Genomic DNA, 18,169 nt, shown 5'->3' with positions numbered 1-18,169 from the left:
TCAGTAAATGAAACCCTGTTGTACCAGGACAATAACTATATTATTAATGCTTTTAAGAAGAGTATAGGGTAAAGGCACAAGGTGAATCGGCAAACGTGAAACGTGAAATGACTCGCGACAATCGTGAATCGTGAATCGGCAATCGTGAATGGCTCGCGATTGTTGAGATTAATAATTACCCTGTATCGCCGGCATTTTCTCGGCCTTCTGCCTTGAACCTTGTGCCTTGTGCCTTATCCTGCTTTTTTCGGTTGTTCAATATTGGGCAGAAAACCGGTAATAATACCCAACAAAGGCAAAAAGGCACATACATGGAACACATAGTTTACACTGGTTATATCAGCCAACTTTCCTAACAGGGCCGAACCAAGACCGCCCATGCCAAAGGCAAAACCAAAGAACAACCCGGCGATCATCCCTACTTTACCGGGCACCAGTTCTGTAGCATACACCAGGATAGCGGAGAATGCCGAGGCGAGAATAAAGCCAATGACCACTGAAAGCATGCTGGTCCAGAACAGGTTGGCGTAAGGCAATAATAAAGTAAATGGCGCCACACCCAGGATAGAGATCCAGATAATATATTTTCTTCCAAAACGATCACCCAGCGGACCGCCCAACAGCGTGCCTGCGGCTACTGATGCCAGGAAGATGAACAGGTGGATCTGCGATTGCTGTACGGAAAGGTGGAATTTATCAATCAGATAAAAAGTAAAATAGCTGCTCATGCTGGCCATGTAAAAATACTTTGAGAAAATAAGCACCAGCAGAATGGCCAATGCAGTGATTACCCTTGCCTTTGGCAAATGCAAATGCGTAACCGGTGCTACCGCCTTGTTTTTCTTTTTCAATTCCAAATGATCTTTATACCAGCCGCCTACTTTTATCAATACCACTATGGCTAAAATGGCCGCCAGTCCAAACCAGATGATGTTGAACTGTCCGTAAGGCACCACGATCAATGCGGCCAGCAAAGGGCCAATAGCAGAGCCGGCATTGCCACCTAACTGAAAAATGGATTGCGCCAGTCCTTTTTTACCACCCGAAGCCAGGTGCGCCACCCGGGAAGATTCAGGATGGAAAACGGACGACCCCATACCGATGAGGCTTACACTAATAAGTATGGTGGCAAAATTATGTGCCATTGACAGGGAGATAAGCCCGGTTAAGGTAAAACCCATGCCGATGGCCAGCGAATACGGCCGCGGTGTTTTATCGGTAAAATGCCCCACAAATGGTTGCAGCAAGGAGGCCGTTAATTGAAAAGTAAAAGTGATCAACCCGATCTGGGTAAACGACAAATGATAGTTGTTCTTTAGCAGGGGATAAATAGCCGGGATAACCGACTGCATCATATCATTCAGCAAATGGGAAAAACTGATCGTAAACAGAATGGAATAAACGGTTGTTTGCGCCAGCGCCTTCGCATCAATAACTGCCGGGGAATTGGTTGTTTTCATCATAATATATCCTGTTATTAATAGACCTGTCTATTGTGATTTATGTCCTATAATTCTTGCGGCCGTGTTCCAGGCCTTTTTGGTGTCGTTTCCTTCAATGGCTTTTAGCAATTGTTCGTGCAGACTTTGCGTTTGCTGGAAGTCGGTAGTATCTGTATGAATGGTCAGGAACCATTTTTTTATTTGAACCGTTAAGGTTTTATACAGATCTGCCAGGATTTCGTTTTTGGAAGCTACTGCAATGGCGGTGTGAAACCGGATATCTGCCTCCACGCATTCAACCAACTGGTTGTCTGTAGCTGTTTTTTTGCGGAGCGTCAGCCAGTGCCGTATTTCCTTCAGGTCATCTTCGGTGCGATTGACAGCCGCTTTTTCAGCGATCTTCATTTCCAACAACTGCCTGATCTCATCCAGGTCTTTATAATCGGCCCGTCTTAACCGTTGCGACAAGGGCTCTTTTATGCCCTCCGTTCCTTCCACAAATGTGCCCAGTCCCTGCTGTACGCGCAGCAATCCCGAGTTCACCAGGCTTTTGATAGCCTCGCGAATAGTTGAGCGCCCCACCCCAAATGTCTTCATCAATTCGGGTTCAATGGGCAGCTGTTCCCCGGTTTTATACTTTCCCAGGACTATTTGTTGTTGTAGTTGGGCGGCCACTTCATCTGCCAGTGACCGGCGTGGAATTAAATTATTCATCATATCATCTGATGATTGCAAAGATAACAGCTTACTGACAAATTCTAAAAATTTTTGCCCGGTTAACAAGTAATTATCGTTTTTAACTAATCATTTAGTTGTTTAACTAAACTAATAGTTATAGGTTTGTGGCATGCAGCAGATACTTCAGTCCGCCCTGCTTTTAACCGGGCTATTTATTTATTGTAATGCGAATGCCCAACAGGATACAATCCACTCTATGAGGCAGGGAGTAGATTCAGCCAACACAAAACAATTAAAAACAGTAGTGGTAACGGGACAAAAAACCCGGTTCATCGAGCACCGGCTAGACAGAATAGTCGTGAACGCCAATGCGCTTGCCTCCACGGCTGGCGGCAATGCCATAGATGTGCTGAATCTGGCGCCCGGGGTGCTGGTTGATGAAAATGGAAGCGTTAGCCTAAGAGGCCGTGAAGGAGTGATTGTTTATATCGATGACAAACCTACCCGGCTTAGCGGTACTGACCTGTTAAATTATTTAAGATCGCTGCCCGTTTCCATGATCGATCAAATTGAGTTGATGCCGAACCCTTCGTCGCGATATAATGCAGACGGGACTGCTATTATTAATATAAGGCTGAAGAAAATAAAGACCCATGGGTTTAACGGAAATGCCACAGTAAGTGCATCACAAGGCCGGTATTTCAGATCGGGCAACAGCCTGCTGTTCAATTACAGGAATAATAAACTGAATATCTTTTCAACCGCAGGGTATAGTGTTTATAAAGGCTACTTTAGTTCACACCGGCAACGAGTATATACTTATCCCAATAATTTATTATCATATACGCTGTTACAAAATGTGCACGAGCTTCATCATGACCAGGGTTTCAATTATAATGTGGGCATCGATTATTTTGTCAACAGAAACACGAGCCTGGGCGTGTTGTACGATGGATTCAGGCAACCATATTGGGAAACGGGCAGCTATAATAATTATTTCAATGGAAATTCAGTTAAGTCAGATTCGTTTGTTATCTCAAACAGCCGCTTTACCACTAATACGCACCGGGATGCCCTGAATGTAAACCTGCAACGTTTTTTAACAGGCCGTCGCCGGGAAATAAACGTTAACCTCGATTACCTGCAATATAGTCTCCGCGCCAATCAACACCTGGAAAGCGAAGCGCATCACCCCGATGATCCGCAGACAACACAATATGGATTGATAACAGAAAGCCCCTACACAGCCCGTATCTATAGTACAAAAGTAAATTATATCGATACCTTATTCGGCAGCATTAAATGGGAACAAGGAGTTCAGGCTATTTATTCAGACAGAAACAATACCAGCAACTATTATCCCGATCTCCAGTTAAGTAACCAATTCCGTTATCGTGAAAATATCAATGCAGTTTATGTAACCCTGCAAAAGAATTTCAACAGGTTTTCGGCACAGGCAGGTGTGCGGGTAGAAGGCACCGCCGGGAAAGCCTTGCAATACAATATGGCTGCAAAGCCCGACACAGCATTCTCCTTACATTATACCAACGGCTTCCCCACCCTATATCTGATGTATAAATTAGACAGCAGCGGTAAAAACACCCTGGGCTTTTCGGCAGGCAGAAGAATTGAACGACCCGACTACAGCGACCTGAACCCTTCTTCGTTTTATTTCGACAGAAACACCACCAATACAGGAAACAGTTTGTTGCAACCAGCTTTCAGCAACAACCTGGACTTATCATACACGCATAACAGGTTTATCGCCGGCATCAGCTATAGCCGCACCAAAGGTGTAATAACCCGCGGTTATAAGCAGGTGGGCGATGCTTTTTTTTCCCTGCCCGTGAACGTTGACCTGTATACAACTATCGGCACCAGCATAAACTGGACACTCAATATTACCCACTGGTGGACGGCAAACATCAGCCAGGAATTCATCAACCGCCACTACAAGGGCGCCATTTTCAATGAAGGATTGTATGCCAATAAAAACCTGACCACCTTTTATCTAAAGACCTACCACCAGTTTAAATTCAACCATGGCTGGTCGGGCGACATTACCACCACCTACCGGAGTAAATTATTGGTGTGGCAAACGACATATCGTCCCATTGGCCAGGTATATGGCGGCGTGCAAAAAAAGTTGAACGAAAAAGCAACCATTTCTCTGTCTGGCAGTGATATATTTCATAGCTCAAAAACAAAAAGGCTTACAAAGATCCAGTACGCGGAAGTTTATTATTACCTGGAAACCGATACCCAAAGACTTACTATCAGCTTCAGCTATCGTTTTGGAAAAGCGGCTAACCGGCGGGAAAGAAAAACAGGTATCGAGTCAGAGGCAGGAAGGGTTAATTAAAACAAATAGCGCTACCAACAGGCAGCGCCTACATAAATACTCAAAGTAAAAACTATTATTTTTAAGCCAGCGCTTTGCCCGCCATTGATGGCAGCATCTTTTCTTCCTGTCAGATTATAATAATAACCCAGATTGCGAATCACCCATAAAACAAGATAAGCATGCAGGATGTAAAAACTATGTTCACTTTTTAGAAACGTAATTTTTGTAAATTTAGAAAACCTTTGCAGGAACCGATTGCCAGAAAAAAGAAAAGACAGTCCAATTAAACAATAAACGGATTTCATATAGATCACCAATGTCAGCCATTTCAGAACTTTTACCCTACTGCATTTATATCCTCCTTGCATTATTCTGGCTAACAGAATATCCAAACTGCAATTCCTGCTACCTTGAATTAAAAGAAGACATGACTTACATTATTGTCAGCAAAGGAAAAATAGTGGAAACCAGTATTTGGCATTATGAAATGGGTGGCGACTATTTTATCACTTTCCTGAACAACGATAGTGACCAATTAGGGTCTGGTGCGTATGCTTACAAAGATTATAAACTAAAATATCCCAGACCTTCTTACTAACACTGAAATGAAAAACTACATTAATATATCCCACCTGCGTAATTTCCCATTTGCTATCTTTTTGCAACAAAATAAAACAAGGCCAGCCAGATAAAGCCTTTTACCATTCATCCCTTAGCCATAGCCGCTTGCAGCTGTTCTGCCTGCTGCCGGCTTTTTGCTTTCAGGTCATCCGATTCAAGCCCCATTGGTTTGGCCATCAGGTTAAAATAATTTTCCGAGGCATTCACCCAGGTGATCTCTATTATTTCTTTGTCGGAATAAAAGCGTTGCAGGTTTTGAAAGATCTCGTCAGTAGTGCTTTTATTGGTGGTTACTCCCCTTACGTAGGCCAGCAACGCTTTTTCTTTTTCGTTGAAGCGTTCGCTGTTTTCAAATTGTAAGATCTCCTTTAGCTGGGCCCTGTCCATACCCGCTTTATGAGCCTGAAAACGCATGGCGTTGGCGCAAAAGGCGCAATTATTTAAATGGGACGTAAAATAGCGGATCAGGATCCTGGTTTGTTTGGCAAGCGATAATTTATTATCGGTTGACAGGATCTTCATTGAGGCAAATAGAACCGGTTTACTGCGCGCATATATTACTTTCAGCGCCACCAGTACTTTGCCGAATTGCTTTTTACTAACCCAGTAAAAAAAATGTAATACAAGTCCTTTGGGGCGTTCGATTGCTGTAAGTCGCATATAATTAATTTTACAGCAAAGTTCGGACGTGCAGCGGGTGAATTTTTTGATAAATATCAAAAAGCGTGTTGTGACCGGATCCTGCTCAACGTTTCCTGCGTTATACCCAGGTAAGAAGCGATCATGCCCAATGGTGCTCTTTGTAAAATGGTAGGCTGGCGGTCCATTAGTTTTTTATAGCGCTCGGCGGCTGTTGCAAAATGTAAGTCATCAAAACGTTCCTGGATCAGTAAGATACCATGCGCAGCCAACAGCCGGGTAAATTTTTCTATTTCATGGTGCCGGGCACAAAGCATTTCAAGGTCTTTATAATCCAGTGCCCAGAGGTTGGAATCTTCCAGCAATTCAATACCACGCCTGTCAGGCTGCTGATTGAGAAATGACACTATGGAAACAGCAACGGTACTTTCCGGACTGAACCAGTCTGTAACATCTTTATCATCCTTGTAGTAAAAGGTTCTTGTCAACCCCTTTTCAACAAAGAACATGGAAGTACAAACCGTGCCGGGTTTTACCAGGATATGCCCTTTAGGGTAATCTTCGTTTCGCATTACCGACAGAAACGCCTCCCTGCTTGTTGGCGAAAGCTGCATTTTGTCTTTTACGGAGTCGAAAAATGCTGTCATGATTCAAAGCTAAACGATCGCCATTACAATTCCTCAAACTCATATTTAATACTGTCCTTTGCCAGCACTTCAAGATAACTATCGTACCCTACCAGTAAATAATGTTTAAAGTTTTGTTTAGTAAGTTTCTGATACCATTTTTCATTGAACCACTCGGTGTTCTGTACTTCATAAAAATAAGGATTGATACAAACACCATCCCCTCGGAAAGAAGGTCCATAAGGATCCCAATCGGCCGTATCTTCCAGGAAGATACCATCAGGGGCTTGTATCAGGTATTCTTTATAATTGGATTCCCCGTAATTGTAATTGAAGAACCGAAACTCCGCAAAGGACTCAAAAATGATCCTGAGCCTTTTATTTGAACCATCAGGTAACTTCACTATTGTGGTTGCGATCAGGGTTGATTGTTCTGATCCGTGAATATAAAGTTCATATGCGCCTGCTTTCCAATTCACCTTTACAGGCGCCAGTTTACGTTTTTCCTGCATCATTGCTTCTTTTATTTACACCTGGTTACTTTTTCTATTAAACCCGATCCGTCTTTATTTAAAGTGAGATCAATTGAATGTGATGGCATATCACTTTTCAGATGCGGGGGCACCTCATGAAATGGCACATATACCGCATACTCCGGATTTTTACCGGATATAGTCAGGGCAGCCAATCCCCTGTTATTTAAAGTCACTATTTCACCAGTGGGTCTTTTCGTATATGAGATCACTAACAGATCGGGACTCAATTCGCCCCTGCCAATAGCCTCACCAACTGCACGAACCGGTTGCCCCACAATTTCATCGGCGGCCTGTGAACCTATTGAACTGAATTGAGGCGCACATCTGCCCTGACCAAACATGATATTGTCAGGGAAAGGGGTGATCTCCCCTACCGAAAATGGATCAAAACCCGACAACCCGAAGATATCAACTTTTACTGTTGGATCATTTACATACCCATACAATTGTCTGCCCCCCATCAGTCGGATAGGATCCTGACTGATGTAAACACCGGCTTCCGGGTCGTAATATCGGAACCTGTTATAATAAAGACCGGTCTCCACATCTTCATATTGACCGGAAAACCGGAAAGGCTGCTCACTATTGTGCCCCTTCAAAATCTTCGTTCTTCCGTAAATATCTAATGTCCCTTCCCAAACGGCTTTTCCCGCAGCATCATACATACAATGCGGCGTTCCCAAATGATCGCCTATGATGCAGTATGTTTGTCCGTTCACTATTTTGGCAGCCAGCGAATGATAGCCCTCATCAAAGATCCAGGTGATGGGATTGGTTTTATCAAAGGCATTACCAGGACCTGGTTCCTCTTTGTCGTACATAATTTCTCCCCATTCGCTCACCATCGCCTGCGGCTTTTCATTTGTGGCATATGTCCATTCATGTAATGGCTTATCATTATCCCATACCCACCGGGTAATTTTACCACCGGTTGTTTTTGAAATGCGGCGTCCCAATGCATCGTAGGTGAACAACACCTCTTTGCCATTGGCAGGTGTCACCTTCTTCAACCGGCCGTTGGCATACCATTCGTACTGCGTTTGCAGTCTGTTTGTTTTATTTGTTTTGTTGATCAGTCTGCCTTCTTCATCGTATTTATAAAGATGCTGTTTGCTTTCTAACAGAGCGCCGGCATTACTGTAAGTACGATCCGACTGATGTCTGCTTTCGTATACATTTCCAGTAGCATCCACAGTTCGATGCACAATTCGATTATCTGCATACTGCGCAAATACAAGATTTCCCAGGGCATCATGTTTAAAATGCGTATTGCCCTGAGCGATAGCATCAAATACATTAGTCAGGCGGTCACTGGTATCCCAGGTATATTTCTTCCAGCTTTGTGTCAAGCGGCCATGGGTAACCCGGTGTTCACCAGGACGGCCGGCCTGATCGTATCGCCATTCGCTGGTAATGCCACCTGGTAACACTCTCGCTATCTCCTGCCCTGCCTGGTTGTAATTCAAATGTGCTTCCCATAACAAGTCATGTTGTTTTGCCTGCAGATGGGTTACCAGTCCCAGTTTATTACGCTGTAATTGTATCTCAGCTCCCAAGTTACTGGTCACCAATATGCGCTCGCCCATTTTATTATAATGGCTTTGCACCCGGTATTCGTTCTGCGCTTCGGTTTCAACCAACCCCATTTTATTGCGGGTAAACTGAACATGACTATGTTCATTGATAGCCTCCTGCAGGTTGCCATTTCTATCGTATGAAAATATTTCCCAGCTACCGTCTTCGTATTCTACGCGAATGACACGGCCATTGGCATCATATTCATAATTGGTAAACCGTCCACCGGGTCGTACTATTTTCACTACCCTGCCGGTAATATCTCTTTCAAACTGTTGCTGCAAACCGCCAAACCCTGTCTCCCTGATGATCTCTCCGCGTTTGTTGTAATGAAAGGTATAGTGGCGTCCTGCTTCATTCACCACTGACTGCAATCGTTGTTCTGTATCGTACAGGAATTGCTGCTCGGTCTTTTGCGCTTTCCATTTGGCCAGTTTTCCTAATGGAGTATATTCAAATTGAACATCATGGTGTTTATCTGCCGCCCGAAGCACTTCCTCATAGGCATTGTACGCCAACCTTACCGTATTGCCATCTGGCAGGTAAATATTGTTTAATCGGTTCAGTTGATCATATTGAAACTGTCGTACATGACCAGATGTATTGGTGGTTTGTATACAATTGCCCATGGCATCATACTTCCACCTTGCTGTCGAGCCATCGGGCCATTGCAGGCTTACGAGGTTCTCATCCTCATCATACTGGAGCTGCGTTTTGCGGTTACCGGTTTCAATGACCGCCGCTAATTGCCCTTCCTCATTGTATTCGTAGGTAATTGTTTTTCCATTGGGATAATTCACAAATTGTAAACGACGGGCCTCATCATACCCCCTGGACTGACTGCTGCCATCGGGGTTAACAGAAAGAACGGGCTGATTGTATTCGTTGTAATGATATTGTATACTATTGCCATCAGGGAATGTTTTTTCCTCTAACAGACCCCGTTCATTGTATTTGTACCCGGTTATATGGCCGGCTTCATCAATTTCGCGGTATAACTCAAATTCATCCGTATACTCCATGTATTTGTGATTGCCATAATGATCGGTTTGCTGAATACACAGGTTATTTTCATCGAAATAATAAGTAGTGGTTTCACCCAGTGAATTGGTTACTTCATTATATCCTTTGCCATATTGTATGGATCCTTCCAGTACGCCGCCATCACCCCAGGTATGCACACAACGGTTGGCATCATCATATTCCCAGTAAAATGACTGTCCGTTCCGATCAGTCTTTTTTACCATCAGGTGATGGTGGTATTCCAGTTCTACAGCCTGGTTCAATGCATCGGCGATAGTTACCAGGTCGCCGGCTTCATTATAGCTATAGCTAACCAGGACGCGTTCAATTGTTTTATGTTTGAGTGTTACGCTGGTGATGCGATGATGTGTATCTGTTGTAAAGAACAATTGCCGGCCAACGCTGTCGGTAATAGCATGTAACCGGGTCCCCGTATAATGTAATTGAATGCGATTGCCGCTGTAATTCTCAATAAACGACAACCGCCAAACCCCGGGTTGTTTATCATAATTGAAATGATAGTAATAATGATCGTTATAATCTTCCAGCAGGAAATGGCCGTTTTGTTTTCGGCGGATCAATATTTTTTCCTGTGGGTGATAGAATTCCTCTCCGGCTGCCAAAAACGGAAAAGCTACCAGCCGGCCATCGGCCATCATCAACGAAAAACAATCGTCCTCCTGCCATTCCCGGATCCAACGGTCATAGCTCAGTTGAACGCCATGCCCCAACGGTCCTTCCATTGCAGAATCACTATCCCAGCTGCGGATAAATTTAAAAGGAATGGGTCCAGGCAATTCAATATCGGTATAGGTATAGTTTACCCGGCCAGTGATGAGATCAACAGGGTCGAAACCCATTTTACACAGCTTTTCGTTTAACTTTTTGGTAGAAGGGAATTTTTTGAGGATCTTATTGTTTAATGCTTTTAGTAGTTTACCGCCTATTTTACCAATTATTTTTAAAAAACAGCCAAACACAAACGCTTTTAACAAAGCCATCAGACTGAAGTTGGGCACCAGCGGTCCGCCAACCAGTACCGGTTTACCCCATTGCAGGGGAATACAAAACGAAGTAGGCAGGTATAAGGAAGGAATGGGTTTGAATTTTTTCCCGGGTTTGAACGAAAGCGGTAATCCAATGTCATTACAGGTCATCATCATATACCCCGCCCCGCTCATAGGCGCCCCATCTACCGATACGGTTTTGCTGCCAAAGAAATTCTGGCTGTCATGACCAACAAGCGGCATAAGGGAAAAACCAATGCCAAACGGGATATGTATAAACGTGATAATTATCCCGGCCGTATCAGTATTACCACGCGGCACATGGTTTATTTTTACAGTGGCGCCAATAAAGGGGAGATAATCGAAGGGATCTATTACCAACCCGATATAAGGGTGAGGAAGCGGGACAAATGGTATCGGCGTGTTCACAAAATGAAGATCGATGCCGATCACAGGCTTAAGGTGCGTGTTCGCAACGTACATATTAGGCTATTGTATAATGGTTAATGGTACACGAAATGGTCTTTTAAATTAACAAATTTCATTCCTATCACCTTAAGGCATATGGGTATTTTTTGTTCACACCTCCCGGTTGGTGACAAAATTGGCAGCAAATTCAACTTTAGTGGGACTTACTTAATTTTGTCCTATGGCAAGCCGCAACACTTTAGAAAATAATGCTACGGATAATTTACTGTTCGGTCAGCCCGAAGCGCAGGAAAAATTACAGCATGCCCTCGAGGATCTGTATTACCTGCTTGGCAGGAACTACCCGCTTAAAGCATCCCTGTCCCTGGCAGGCAACAGGTATCAGTTGGTGAAACGTCAATTGCAGGCCCTGCAGGGAATGGCCTGTTCTGCCAACGAGCTCAGGTTACGGAAAAACAAAGAAGTGCTGCCTGCCGCATTAAAAGATGAAACCATCCTGTTGGATGGATTCAATATTCTTATCATTCTTGAAACAGCGCTTTCAGGCGGTTTTGTATTTGAAGGACTGGATGGCTGCTACCGGGACATCTCCTCTGTACACGGTTCTTACAGAACAGTGCAAACCACCGAAGAAGCCCTGATCATGATAGGAAAAACACTGCAACAACTGCAATTGCAAAAAGTGATCTGGGTGTTCGATGCCCCCGTATCGAACAGCGGTAAGCTAAAAGGTACCTGTTATGAAATTGCAGGCAAACACCATTTTCCCTGGGAGATCAGGCTCGAAAATGCGCCTGACAAATACCTGATAGAAAGCAGGGGATTAATTTGCAGTTCCGATGCCTGGGTGCTGAATGAATGCAAGTCCTGGTTTAATTTGGGCGCGCACATCATTAACCAATTGTCAGCAATAAAAATACTTTCATTTAATAAGCTGATTAACCTGCCGGAATAACCGCAACTGTTTATTGGCGCAGCTTTAAATCAACCCCGTCTCCTTGGCCCTGTTTATCAAAGTAACAATATTGTTCACCTGAAATTTGTGCAGCAGCGTAGCCCGATGCGTTTTTACCGTAAGCGGACTGATAAACAATGCTTCCGCAATGGCAGCTGATTTTTGTCCTTCGGCCAGTAATTGCAGAATTTGTTTTTCTCTTTTGGTAAGTTCGGGTATCGCCTGTAAGGTATTGAGATCGGGTTGCTGCATGATCTCCTTTACTTCCTGGCTCATGGCCGTTTTGCCTTCCAGTACGGTATTGAGTGCATCCAGCAGTTCTTTGGCTGAAATATTTTTAAGCAGGTAACCCCTGGCTCCGTTCCTGAACATTTGTGAAATAATGCTTCGTTCATTCAGATTGCTAAGTGCAACTATAATGGTACCTGGATACTGTTCGCTGATGGCTGCGCAGAAATGAACGCCATTGCCATCGGGCAGGGTGATATCAAGTAGTACGATGTCTACTTGATTTGTTTGGAGAAAGGTCATACACGCACCACCCGTTGTAAAACAACCGGCAATTTCATACAGCGGGTTATTCTCCAATAACGATTTGAACCCCTGGATCACGATGGGATGATCATCTACAATCGCAATACTGATCTTATGATGGTTCGGCAACATGCAGCTCGATATTTATTATGGTTCCTTCCGATGATGATTCAATATGAAGATGGCCATGAAAATAGTCCACGCGGTTACGGATATTTTTCAGACCGATCCCTTTCGAATGATGGCTACTGATATCAAAACCTTTGCCATTGTCTTCCACGGTAATAAAGAAACGATCTTCTTCCTGGCTGCATTGCAGCATGATCTCTGAAGCATTCGCATGTTTTACGGCATTGGTAATGATCTCCTGGATCATGCGATAGATCATGATCTGCGAGGATTGCGGCAATGCGGGATCAATATTGTATGCATTGTACACCAACCGAAGTTGCGGGGTCATTACTGAACTGCACAGGTCATTGAGCGCCTCCTTCAAACCCAGGGTGAGCAACGATTCCGGCATCATGTTGCGCGAGATCAGGCGCAATTCCCGGATAGATGCATCCAGCTTCTCTGTTACCTGTTGCAATGACAATTCCTGCGATGCACTCTCCGCAGGGATGCCTGACAGCCCCAATTTAATAGCAGCCAACTCGCATCCCAACCCATCGTGCAGATCGCGGGCCATTCGCTGGCGCTCCTGCTCCTGTCCTTCCATGAGCGCCATATAATTCGATAATTGCTTTTCTTTTTCTTTTCTTTCCAGTTCGGCCTGATAGGCTGTTTCGCGTCTGGCAGCCATTTTTTTGCGATACTGCAATCGCATAATAGTAATAATGGCAATCAGGCTTAATACAGCCACCACTGCCAGTAACAACAGGATCTGGAATTTCCTTTCTTTTTTCTCGTGTTCCAGGTTCCCGATCTGTTTTTCTTTCTCTGCCGTTCTGAAACGCGCTTCCAGGGCATCGATCTCATTTTTTGTTTGCTGTGTATAGATGGAATCCGACAAAACCGCATATTGCATCAAATAACGATAAGCAGCATCAGTATTGCCAGATAGTTTTTCCGTTTCTGCCAGATCGAACAGGAGCTGTTTTTTGTTTTTCGAAAGCGGGAAACTGGTTTCCATCTCCAGCCCTTGCAGTAACATGTTCTTAGCCGCTGCATAATTCTTTTCTTCTTTGAATACGTTGAACTGCTCGTACAACAATGCCCGCTTCTCAAAAACATCACTCATTTGACTGGCCACGGTCAATCCTCTTTCAAGACTTTCATGCGCCAACGAATAGGAATGAATGTTCCTGTAGTATGCTCCTTCTACTGAATAATACAGCGGCCAGAAATAAGAATCAGGATTGGGCTCCAGGATCTTTTTTGCTTTTTGCAGAAACGGAAAAGCCTGCTTTGGCTGGCCACTTAAAATAGTGGCCCGGGCCGACATTACATACGTATCGGCCAGATCGGCATACACTTCCTTACCCGCTTCCATAATAGCAATGGCCCGCGAAAAATATTGAAGCGATCGGGGATATTCATTCAAATTAAGCAGCACCAGTCCGATATTGTGATAACTCAACGCCATGCGGGTACTATCGCCGGCCTGTTGCGCCAACGGCAATACTTTATTGATAAGGATATCGAGGAACTCCCGTGGTTTATCTTTCCGTTGCTCAATGGCGCCATAATTATTCCATGCCCTTGACCGGTAGATCAACGCTTCTTTTTGCGGAAAGGGACGTAAGAGTTTTTCTGCGTACAAATATTCCTGCTGACTGCGGTCCACATCAAATTCAAAGTACACACCGGCCAGATAGAAGTGCGCCACCCCGGCCAGGTATTCATCCCGTTTGCTCATCTCTATGCCCTGCCGGGCATAACCCAGGGCTTTGGAGGTATCCCTGGTGCTGTAATAATCAGAAAGCAAAAAAAGGGCATCCAGTTTTTCTTTTAGCGTTTTTGACGTTTTTAGCACTTGCTGCAGGCTGTCGGGAACTTTCCGGTCGTCTACCACGTGCTGCGCTGCTGCCTGAACGTACAGACATAGCAGCACCAGGCAATAACCTGTTTTCCGGATGGTGTTTATTAATGAATGGTTCAATAGCTCCATTTTAAACGGGGTTCTAAAAATAGGGATAAAACGAATGTCGGTTGGCATATACCCACTTCCGCTATGAAAAATACACCTTTGGGAGTATTGTCTTGCAAGGCTGCCCCACTGAATTTTGCGAAAGCAATTCTCTCTTTCAACCATTAATCATTTCTAACATGAAAAAGAATTTATACTGGATAGCACTGGTATTATTGTTTGCAGCCTGTTCAAAAGCCGGCGGCGGCGATGATGGCACAACAGATCCGGTTACAGGCACGGGCACGGGTACCGGCGCCACGCAACTGGGAAAAGGTATTCTCTATTACGACTGGGCTACGGAAGGTGCGAAAAAATTTGATCTGCAAACAGGCGTGAAAGCAACATTTCTTCCTTATAACACCCGGCGCAATGGCTGGGATGTTAGCCGCGATAATACCTTGCTCATCGAATCAACGGACGATCCGGACGATTACGATAACGAAGTATACACGATCACCAATGTCAAGGATAATACCATCGTTTCGAAATTTAAAAAACTATCCGGCTATTCCAATCTCACTTCTCCCCAGTTGTCTTATGATAAGAAGTTGATCCTGGTGCCGCCTACTTATGACGATGGCGTTATCATTTTAGACCTGCAGGGGAAAATTCTTTTTAACCTCGCTTCCTACCAGGGACAAAAACTGGAGGGCAGAGTGATCTGGATGCCCGATAATACCTTTTTGTTCAGCCAGGGCAACAATTTATATCGCACCAATACGGCCTTCACCGCTGCCACCCTGGTAAAGACGTTCAACTTCGACACCTGGGGCTATTACAGCGCCAGCCCAGATGGCAGCAAGATTGCCCTGCGTGGCGGCAATCATTTGTGGATGATGAATGCGGATGGCAGTAACCTTACCCAGATCACCGAAAGCAATGACATTGAGGTATGGCCTGTGTTTTCGCCAGATTCCAAATACCTGTTGATCGGTTATAATTACACGCTCACCAATCAAATGGGACGTTGGTGGAACCAAGCCATTATCCCGGCAGATTTTGGCAAATACAATCTGGATGATAAAGCAGACAAACGGGTGATCCCGCTTATTGCAAAAGGGGAAAATAGACCTGAAGCAGCTGATGGCATTACATTGTGGCGATAGGATTACCTGTAAATTCCCTACATTTGTCCTCCCTGCATGATCTGTATCCCACGCAAATGAACTTCAGCTCGTTTTTTTAATCTTATGCCCACGGAATAACAAATAGATCTTTCACCATTTAAAACATAGAAAATGGAATTTAACAAAGTACTATTTGTGGTTACGAGCCACGATCAGATGGGCAACACAGACAGAAAAACAGGCATTTGGATCGAAGAGTTTGCGGCGCCGTATTATTACTTCCTCGACAACGGCAAAGAGATCACTATTGCTTCCCCCAAAGGTGGTCAGGCGCCGATCGATCCCAAGAGTAATGAACCGGAAAACAGAACAGAGGCAACCATTCGTTATTTCAACGATCCGGAAACTATCAAACGCCTCAGCAATACCAAAAAAATAAGTGAGGTCAACGAAAGAGATTTCGACACCGTGTTTTATCCCGGCGGGCATGGACCTATGTGGGACCTGCCTGATAATGAAGATTCCATCAACCTGTTAGAAAGTTTTAACCGCGCCGGTAAGGTAATGACCCTGATGTGTCATTCCCCGGTAGCTTTAATAAATGTAAAGGATGTTAATGGTGACTTACTGATCAAGGGAAAGCGGGTGACCGCCTTTACCAATGGGGAAGAAACCCAGGCGCAGTTGGATAAAATAGTTCCCTTCCTGCTGGAAGATAAATTGCGCAGCAAAGGCGCCAACTATCAGAAAGGAGAAGACTGGGCCCCGTTTGTAACCCGTGATGGCAGGTTGATCACCGGCCAGAACCCGGCCTCTTCCGTGTTGGCTGCAGAAACAGTAATGGAAGTGTTTAAAAGAATGGCGGCAACCATGCCGGCTGAAGCGCTATAAAAATTCGCAAAGGCCTTACCAACAATACCCGATGCCTGCATGGGCGGTTCTACCGACAACATGCCCAGGCAGCGGGTATTTTCTTTTTCATAATGTACTTGTCAGAACAACCGCAGTTGCGCAGTTTCTGCAGGCCCGCTTTCCTCTGTAAAATTTGATACGCCAACACCCAGCAGCCGGATCTTTGCTTTCTGGATGTCGGTCTTTAACAACAACTGCAGCACGGTGGCGGCAATGGTTTCCTGATCGGAGACTGCAGCAGGCAGGGTTTGACTGCGCGTGAGTTGTTTGAAATCGCTGTACCGTATTTTGAGTGTAATGGTTTTGCCTTTGAGCTCGTATTGTTGCAACCGGTTGGTAACAATGGCAGCCAATCGATCTAACTGTTCCTTCATTTCAACCGGGTTATCGAGGTCATTTAAAAAAGTATCTTCCGCACTGATTGATTTTGTTTCGCGGTTGGGTTCAACAGGCCGGTCGTCAATGCCCCGCACGATCTTATGATAGAAGCTTCCCTGTTTGCCAAACAAACGCACCAGCTCTACTTCTGAAAGCCGTTTAAGATCGGCGCCGGTGAACAGGTTCAACCCATTCATTTTTTCTGCCGTTACCTTCCCTACTCCATGGAATTTATTCACGGGCAAACTTTCCATAAACTCCTCTACTTTATCGGGCGGAATAAAGGTAAGTCCATCGGGTTTGTTCATATCCGAAGCGATCTTCGCCACGAATTTATTAATGGATACGCCGGCAGAAGCAGTCAGTTGTAACTCATCACGAATGGCTGCTTTTATTTGCTTCGCAATCCCAATGGCTGAACCGATCTGTTGTTTATCTTCGGTAACATCCAGGTACGCTTCATCTAATGATAAAGGTTCAATGAGATCGGTATAACGATGAAAAATTTCTCTTACCTGCCGCGATACGGTTTTATATACAGCAAAGCGGGGTGGCGCAATAAAGATCAGATCCGGACAAAGTTGAACAGCCCGTTTGGATGGCATGGCAGAGCGCACGCCGAACTTGCGCGCTTCGTAACTGGCGGTGGCCACTACTCCACGGTTTTCGGGCAAACCGCCTACGGCAATCGCCTTTCCTTTTAACTCCGGATTGTCACGCTGTTCAACCGAAGCATAAAAGGCATCCATATCGATATGAATAATCTTTCTTTGCGCCATTACCGGCTGTAAGGTACGAGGCATTATCTGAATACCCAATCTCCCTGGACAATATCATGAATTGTCAACCGTTGTAGGAGAACGCTTAAAAAAAATTATAGCTAAACCATGCAAAAACAAAACAATACCTTAAAAACAGTTCCGGTTATCGATAAACAGGAACTTTTATTTTATATAGCAGCCCATTGTCCTGAATGTATTATAAGAATAGCTACTAATTCCGGGTTTACATATAAAGGATTAATAGTTACTATCGGCAAATTAAAAACGGAGGAAGCCATCCTGGTAATACAAATTACCAGTGACAAAAACGAAGTCACCAACAATTATGTACACCTGAGCCTGCATACAATAACCGCTGTTGAATTGCTGGAACCGTCAGACGTACTCAATATTTTTTCATTGGGAAAAGCCATTACCGGCTGTAAGGTACGAGGCATTATCTGAATACCCAATCTCCCTGGACAATATCATGAATTGTCAACCGTTGTAG

At 44.5% G+C, this 18,169-nt stretch carries 15 protein-coding genes; 6 read left to right on the top strand and 9 right to left on the bottom strand.

The features are described 5' to 3' along the window. Positions 1 to 233: 233 nt before the first annotated feature. Positions 234 to 1,463 carry an MFS transporter gene (locus ACJ751_RS27430; protein WP_407748734.1) on the bottom strand — a complete coding sequence of 410 codons (1,230 nt, stop codon included), beginning with the start codon at positions 1,461 to 1,463 and terminating at the stop codon, positions 234 to 236. A gap of 27 nt (positions 1,464 to 1,490) precedes the next feature. After that, the gene (locus tag ACJ751_RS27425; RefSeq protein WP_407748733.1) at positions 1,491 to 2,159 is read right to left on the bottom strand and encodes a FadR/GntR family transcriptional regulator; all 669 of its coding nucleotides are present in this window, start codon (positions 2,157 to 2,159) and stop codon (positions 1,491 to 1,493) included. Positions 2,160 to 2,376: 217 nt separating this feature from the next. On the opposite strand from ACJ751_RS27425, the gene ACJ751_RS27420 reads away from it, so the two are divergent. Together ACJ751_RS27420 and ACJ751_RS27415 are read left to right on the top strand one after the other, a co-directional pair. Further along, a complete protein-coding gene (locus tag ACJ751_RS27420) occupies positions 2,377 to 4,482 on the top strand; it encodes an outer membrane beta-barrel protein (protein WP_407748732.1) in 2,106 nt (701 codons plus the stop codon). A gap of 409 nt (positions 4,483 to 4,891) precedes the next feature. Next, positions 4,892 to 5,062 carry a hypothetical protein gene (locus ACJ751_RS27415; RefSeq protein WP_407748731.1) on the top strand — a complete coding sequence of 57 codons (171 nt, stop codon included), beginning with the start codon at positions 4,892 to 4,894 and terminating at the stop codon, positions 5,060 to 5,062. Between the two features lie 107 nt (positions 5,063 to 5,169). Here ACJ751_RS27415 and ACJ751_RS27410 read toward each other — a convergent pair whose 3' ends face one another. Genes ACJ751_RS27410 through ACJ751_RS27395 form a run of 4 tightly spaced genes read right to left on the bottom strand, consistent with a single transcriptional unit; the run spans position 5,170 to position 10,974 of the window. Next, positions 5,170 to 5,745, bottom strand: coding sequence for a carboxymuconolactone decarboxylase family protein (locus ACJ751_RS27410; protein WP_407748730.1), 576 nt, complete (start codon positions 5,743 to 5,745; stop codon positions 5,170 to 5,172). 56 nt (positions 5,746 to 5,801) lie between these two features. Then, a complete protein-coding gene (locus ACJ751_RS27405) occupies positions 5,802 to 6,371 on the bottom strand; it encodes a Crp/Fnr family transcriptional regulator (RefSeq protein WP_407748729.1) in 570 nt (189 codons plus the stop codon). A gap of 23 nt (positions 6,372 to 6,394) precedes the next feature. Further along, complete coding sequence (locus ACJ751_RS27400; RefSeq protein WP_407748728.1) at positions 6,395 to 6,865, bottom strand: hypothetical protein; 471 nt, start codon at positions 6,863 to 6,865, stop codon at positions 6,395 to 6,397. 8 nt (positions 6,866 to 6,873) lie between these two features. Next, on the bottom strand, positions 6,874 to 10,974 hold the full coding sequence (locus ACJ751_RS27395; RefSeq protein ID WP_407748727.1) for an RHS repeat-associated core domain-containing protein: 4,101 nt from the start codon (positions 10,972 to 10,974) through the stop codon (positions 6,874 to 6,876). Between the two features lie 166 nt (positions 10,975 to 11,140). On the opposite strand from ACJ751_RS27395, the gene ACJ751_RS27390 reads away from it, so the two are divergent. Next, positions 11,141 to 11,875: a DUF434 domain-containing protein gene (locus ACJ751_RS27390; protein ID WP_407748726.1), complete on the top strand. Its 735-nt coding sequence runs from the start codon at positions 11,141 to 11,143 to the stop codon at positions 11,873 to 11,875. Positions 11,876 to 11,899: 24 nt separating this feature from the next. Here the strand turns inward: ACJ751_RS27390 and ACJ751_RS27385 are convergent, their stop codons facing one another. Both ACJ751_RS27385 and ACJ751_RS27380 read right to left on the bottom strand, forming a co-directional pair. Next, positions 11,900 to 12,541 carry a response regulator gene (locus tag ACJ751_RS27385; RefSeq protein ID WP_407748725.1) on the bottom strand — a complete coding sequence of 214 codons (642 nt, stop codon included), beginning with the start codon at positions 12,539 to 12,541 and terminating at the stop codon, positions 11,900 to 11,902. Beyond that, positions 12,522 to 14,519 carry an ATP-binding protein gene (locus ACJ751_RS27380; protein WP_407748724.1) on the bottom strand — a complete coding sequence of 666 codons (1,998 nt, stop codon included), beginning with the start codon at positions 14,517 to 14,519 and terminating at the stop codon, positions 12,522 to 12,524. The genes ACJ751_RS27385 and ACJ751_RS27380 overlap by 20 nt, the downstream gene beginning before the upstream one ends. 158 nt (positions 14,520 to 14,677) lie before the next feature. On the opposite strand from ACJ751_RS27380, the gene ACJ751_RS27375 reads away from it, so the two are divergent. Both ACJ751_RS27375 and ACJ751_RS27370 read left to right on the top strand, forming a co-directional pair. Beyond that, entirely contained in the window at positions 14,678 to 15,646 is a 969-nt protein-coding gene (locus tag ACJ751_RS27375) for a TolB family protein (RefSeq protein ID WP_407748723.1), read from the top strand. 132 nt (positions 15,647 to 15,778) lie between these two features. Continuing rightward, positions 15,779 to 16,498 carry a type 1 glutamine amidotransferase domain-containing protein gene (locus ACJ751_RS27370; RefSeq protein ID WP_407748722.1) on the top strand — a complete coding sequence of 240 codons (720 nt, stop codon included), beginning with the start codon at positions 15,779 to 15,781 and terminating at the stop codon, positions 16,496 to 16,498. Between the two features lie 101 nt (positions 16,499 to 16,599). On the opposite strand, the gene dinB is transcribed toward ACJ751_RS27370, so the two are convergent. Further along, a complete protein-coding gene (gene dinB / locus ACJ751_RS27365) occupies positions 16,600 to 17,676 on the bottom strand; it encodes a DNA polymerase IV (protein WP_407748721.1) in 1,077 nt (358 codons plus the stop codon). Between the two features lie 108 nt (positions 17,677 to 17,784). Here dinB and ACJ751_RS27360 point away from each other — a divergent pair, with 108 nt between their 5' ends. Further along, positions 17,785 to 18,123 carry a hypothetical protein gene (locus tag ACJ751_RS27360; protein WP_407748720.1) on the top strand — a complete coding sequence of 113 codons (339 nt, stop codon included), beginning with the start codon at positions 17,785 to 17,787 and terminating at the stop codon, positions 18,121 to 18,123. Positions 18,124 to 18,169 lie beyond the last annotated feature (46 nt).

Origin of the sequence: Niastella sp. (genome assembly GCF_045805085.1) — a bacterium.
GTDB lineage: Bacteria > Bacteroidota > Bacteroidia > Chitinophagales > Chitinophagaceae > Niastella.
The sequence above is the reverse complement of the archived record's forward strand: the minus strand, read 5'-3'. Positions and strand labels throughout refer to the sequence as shown.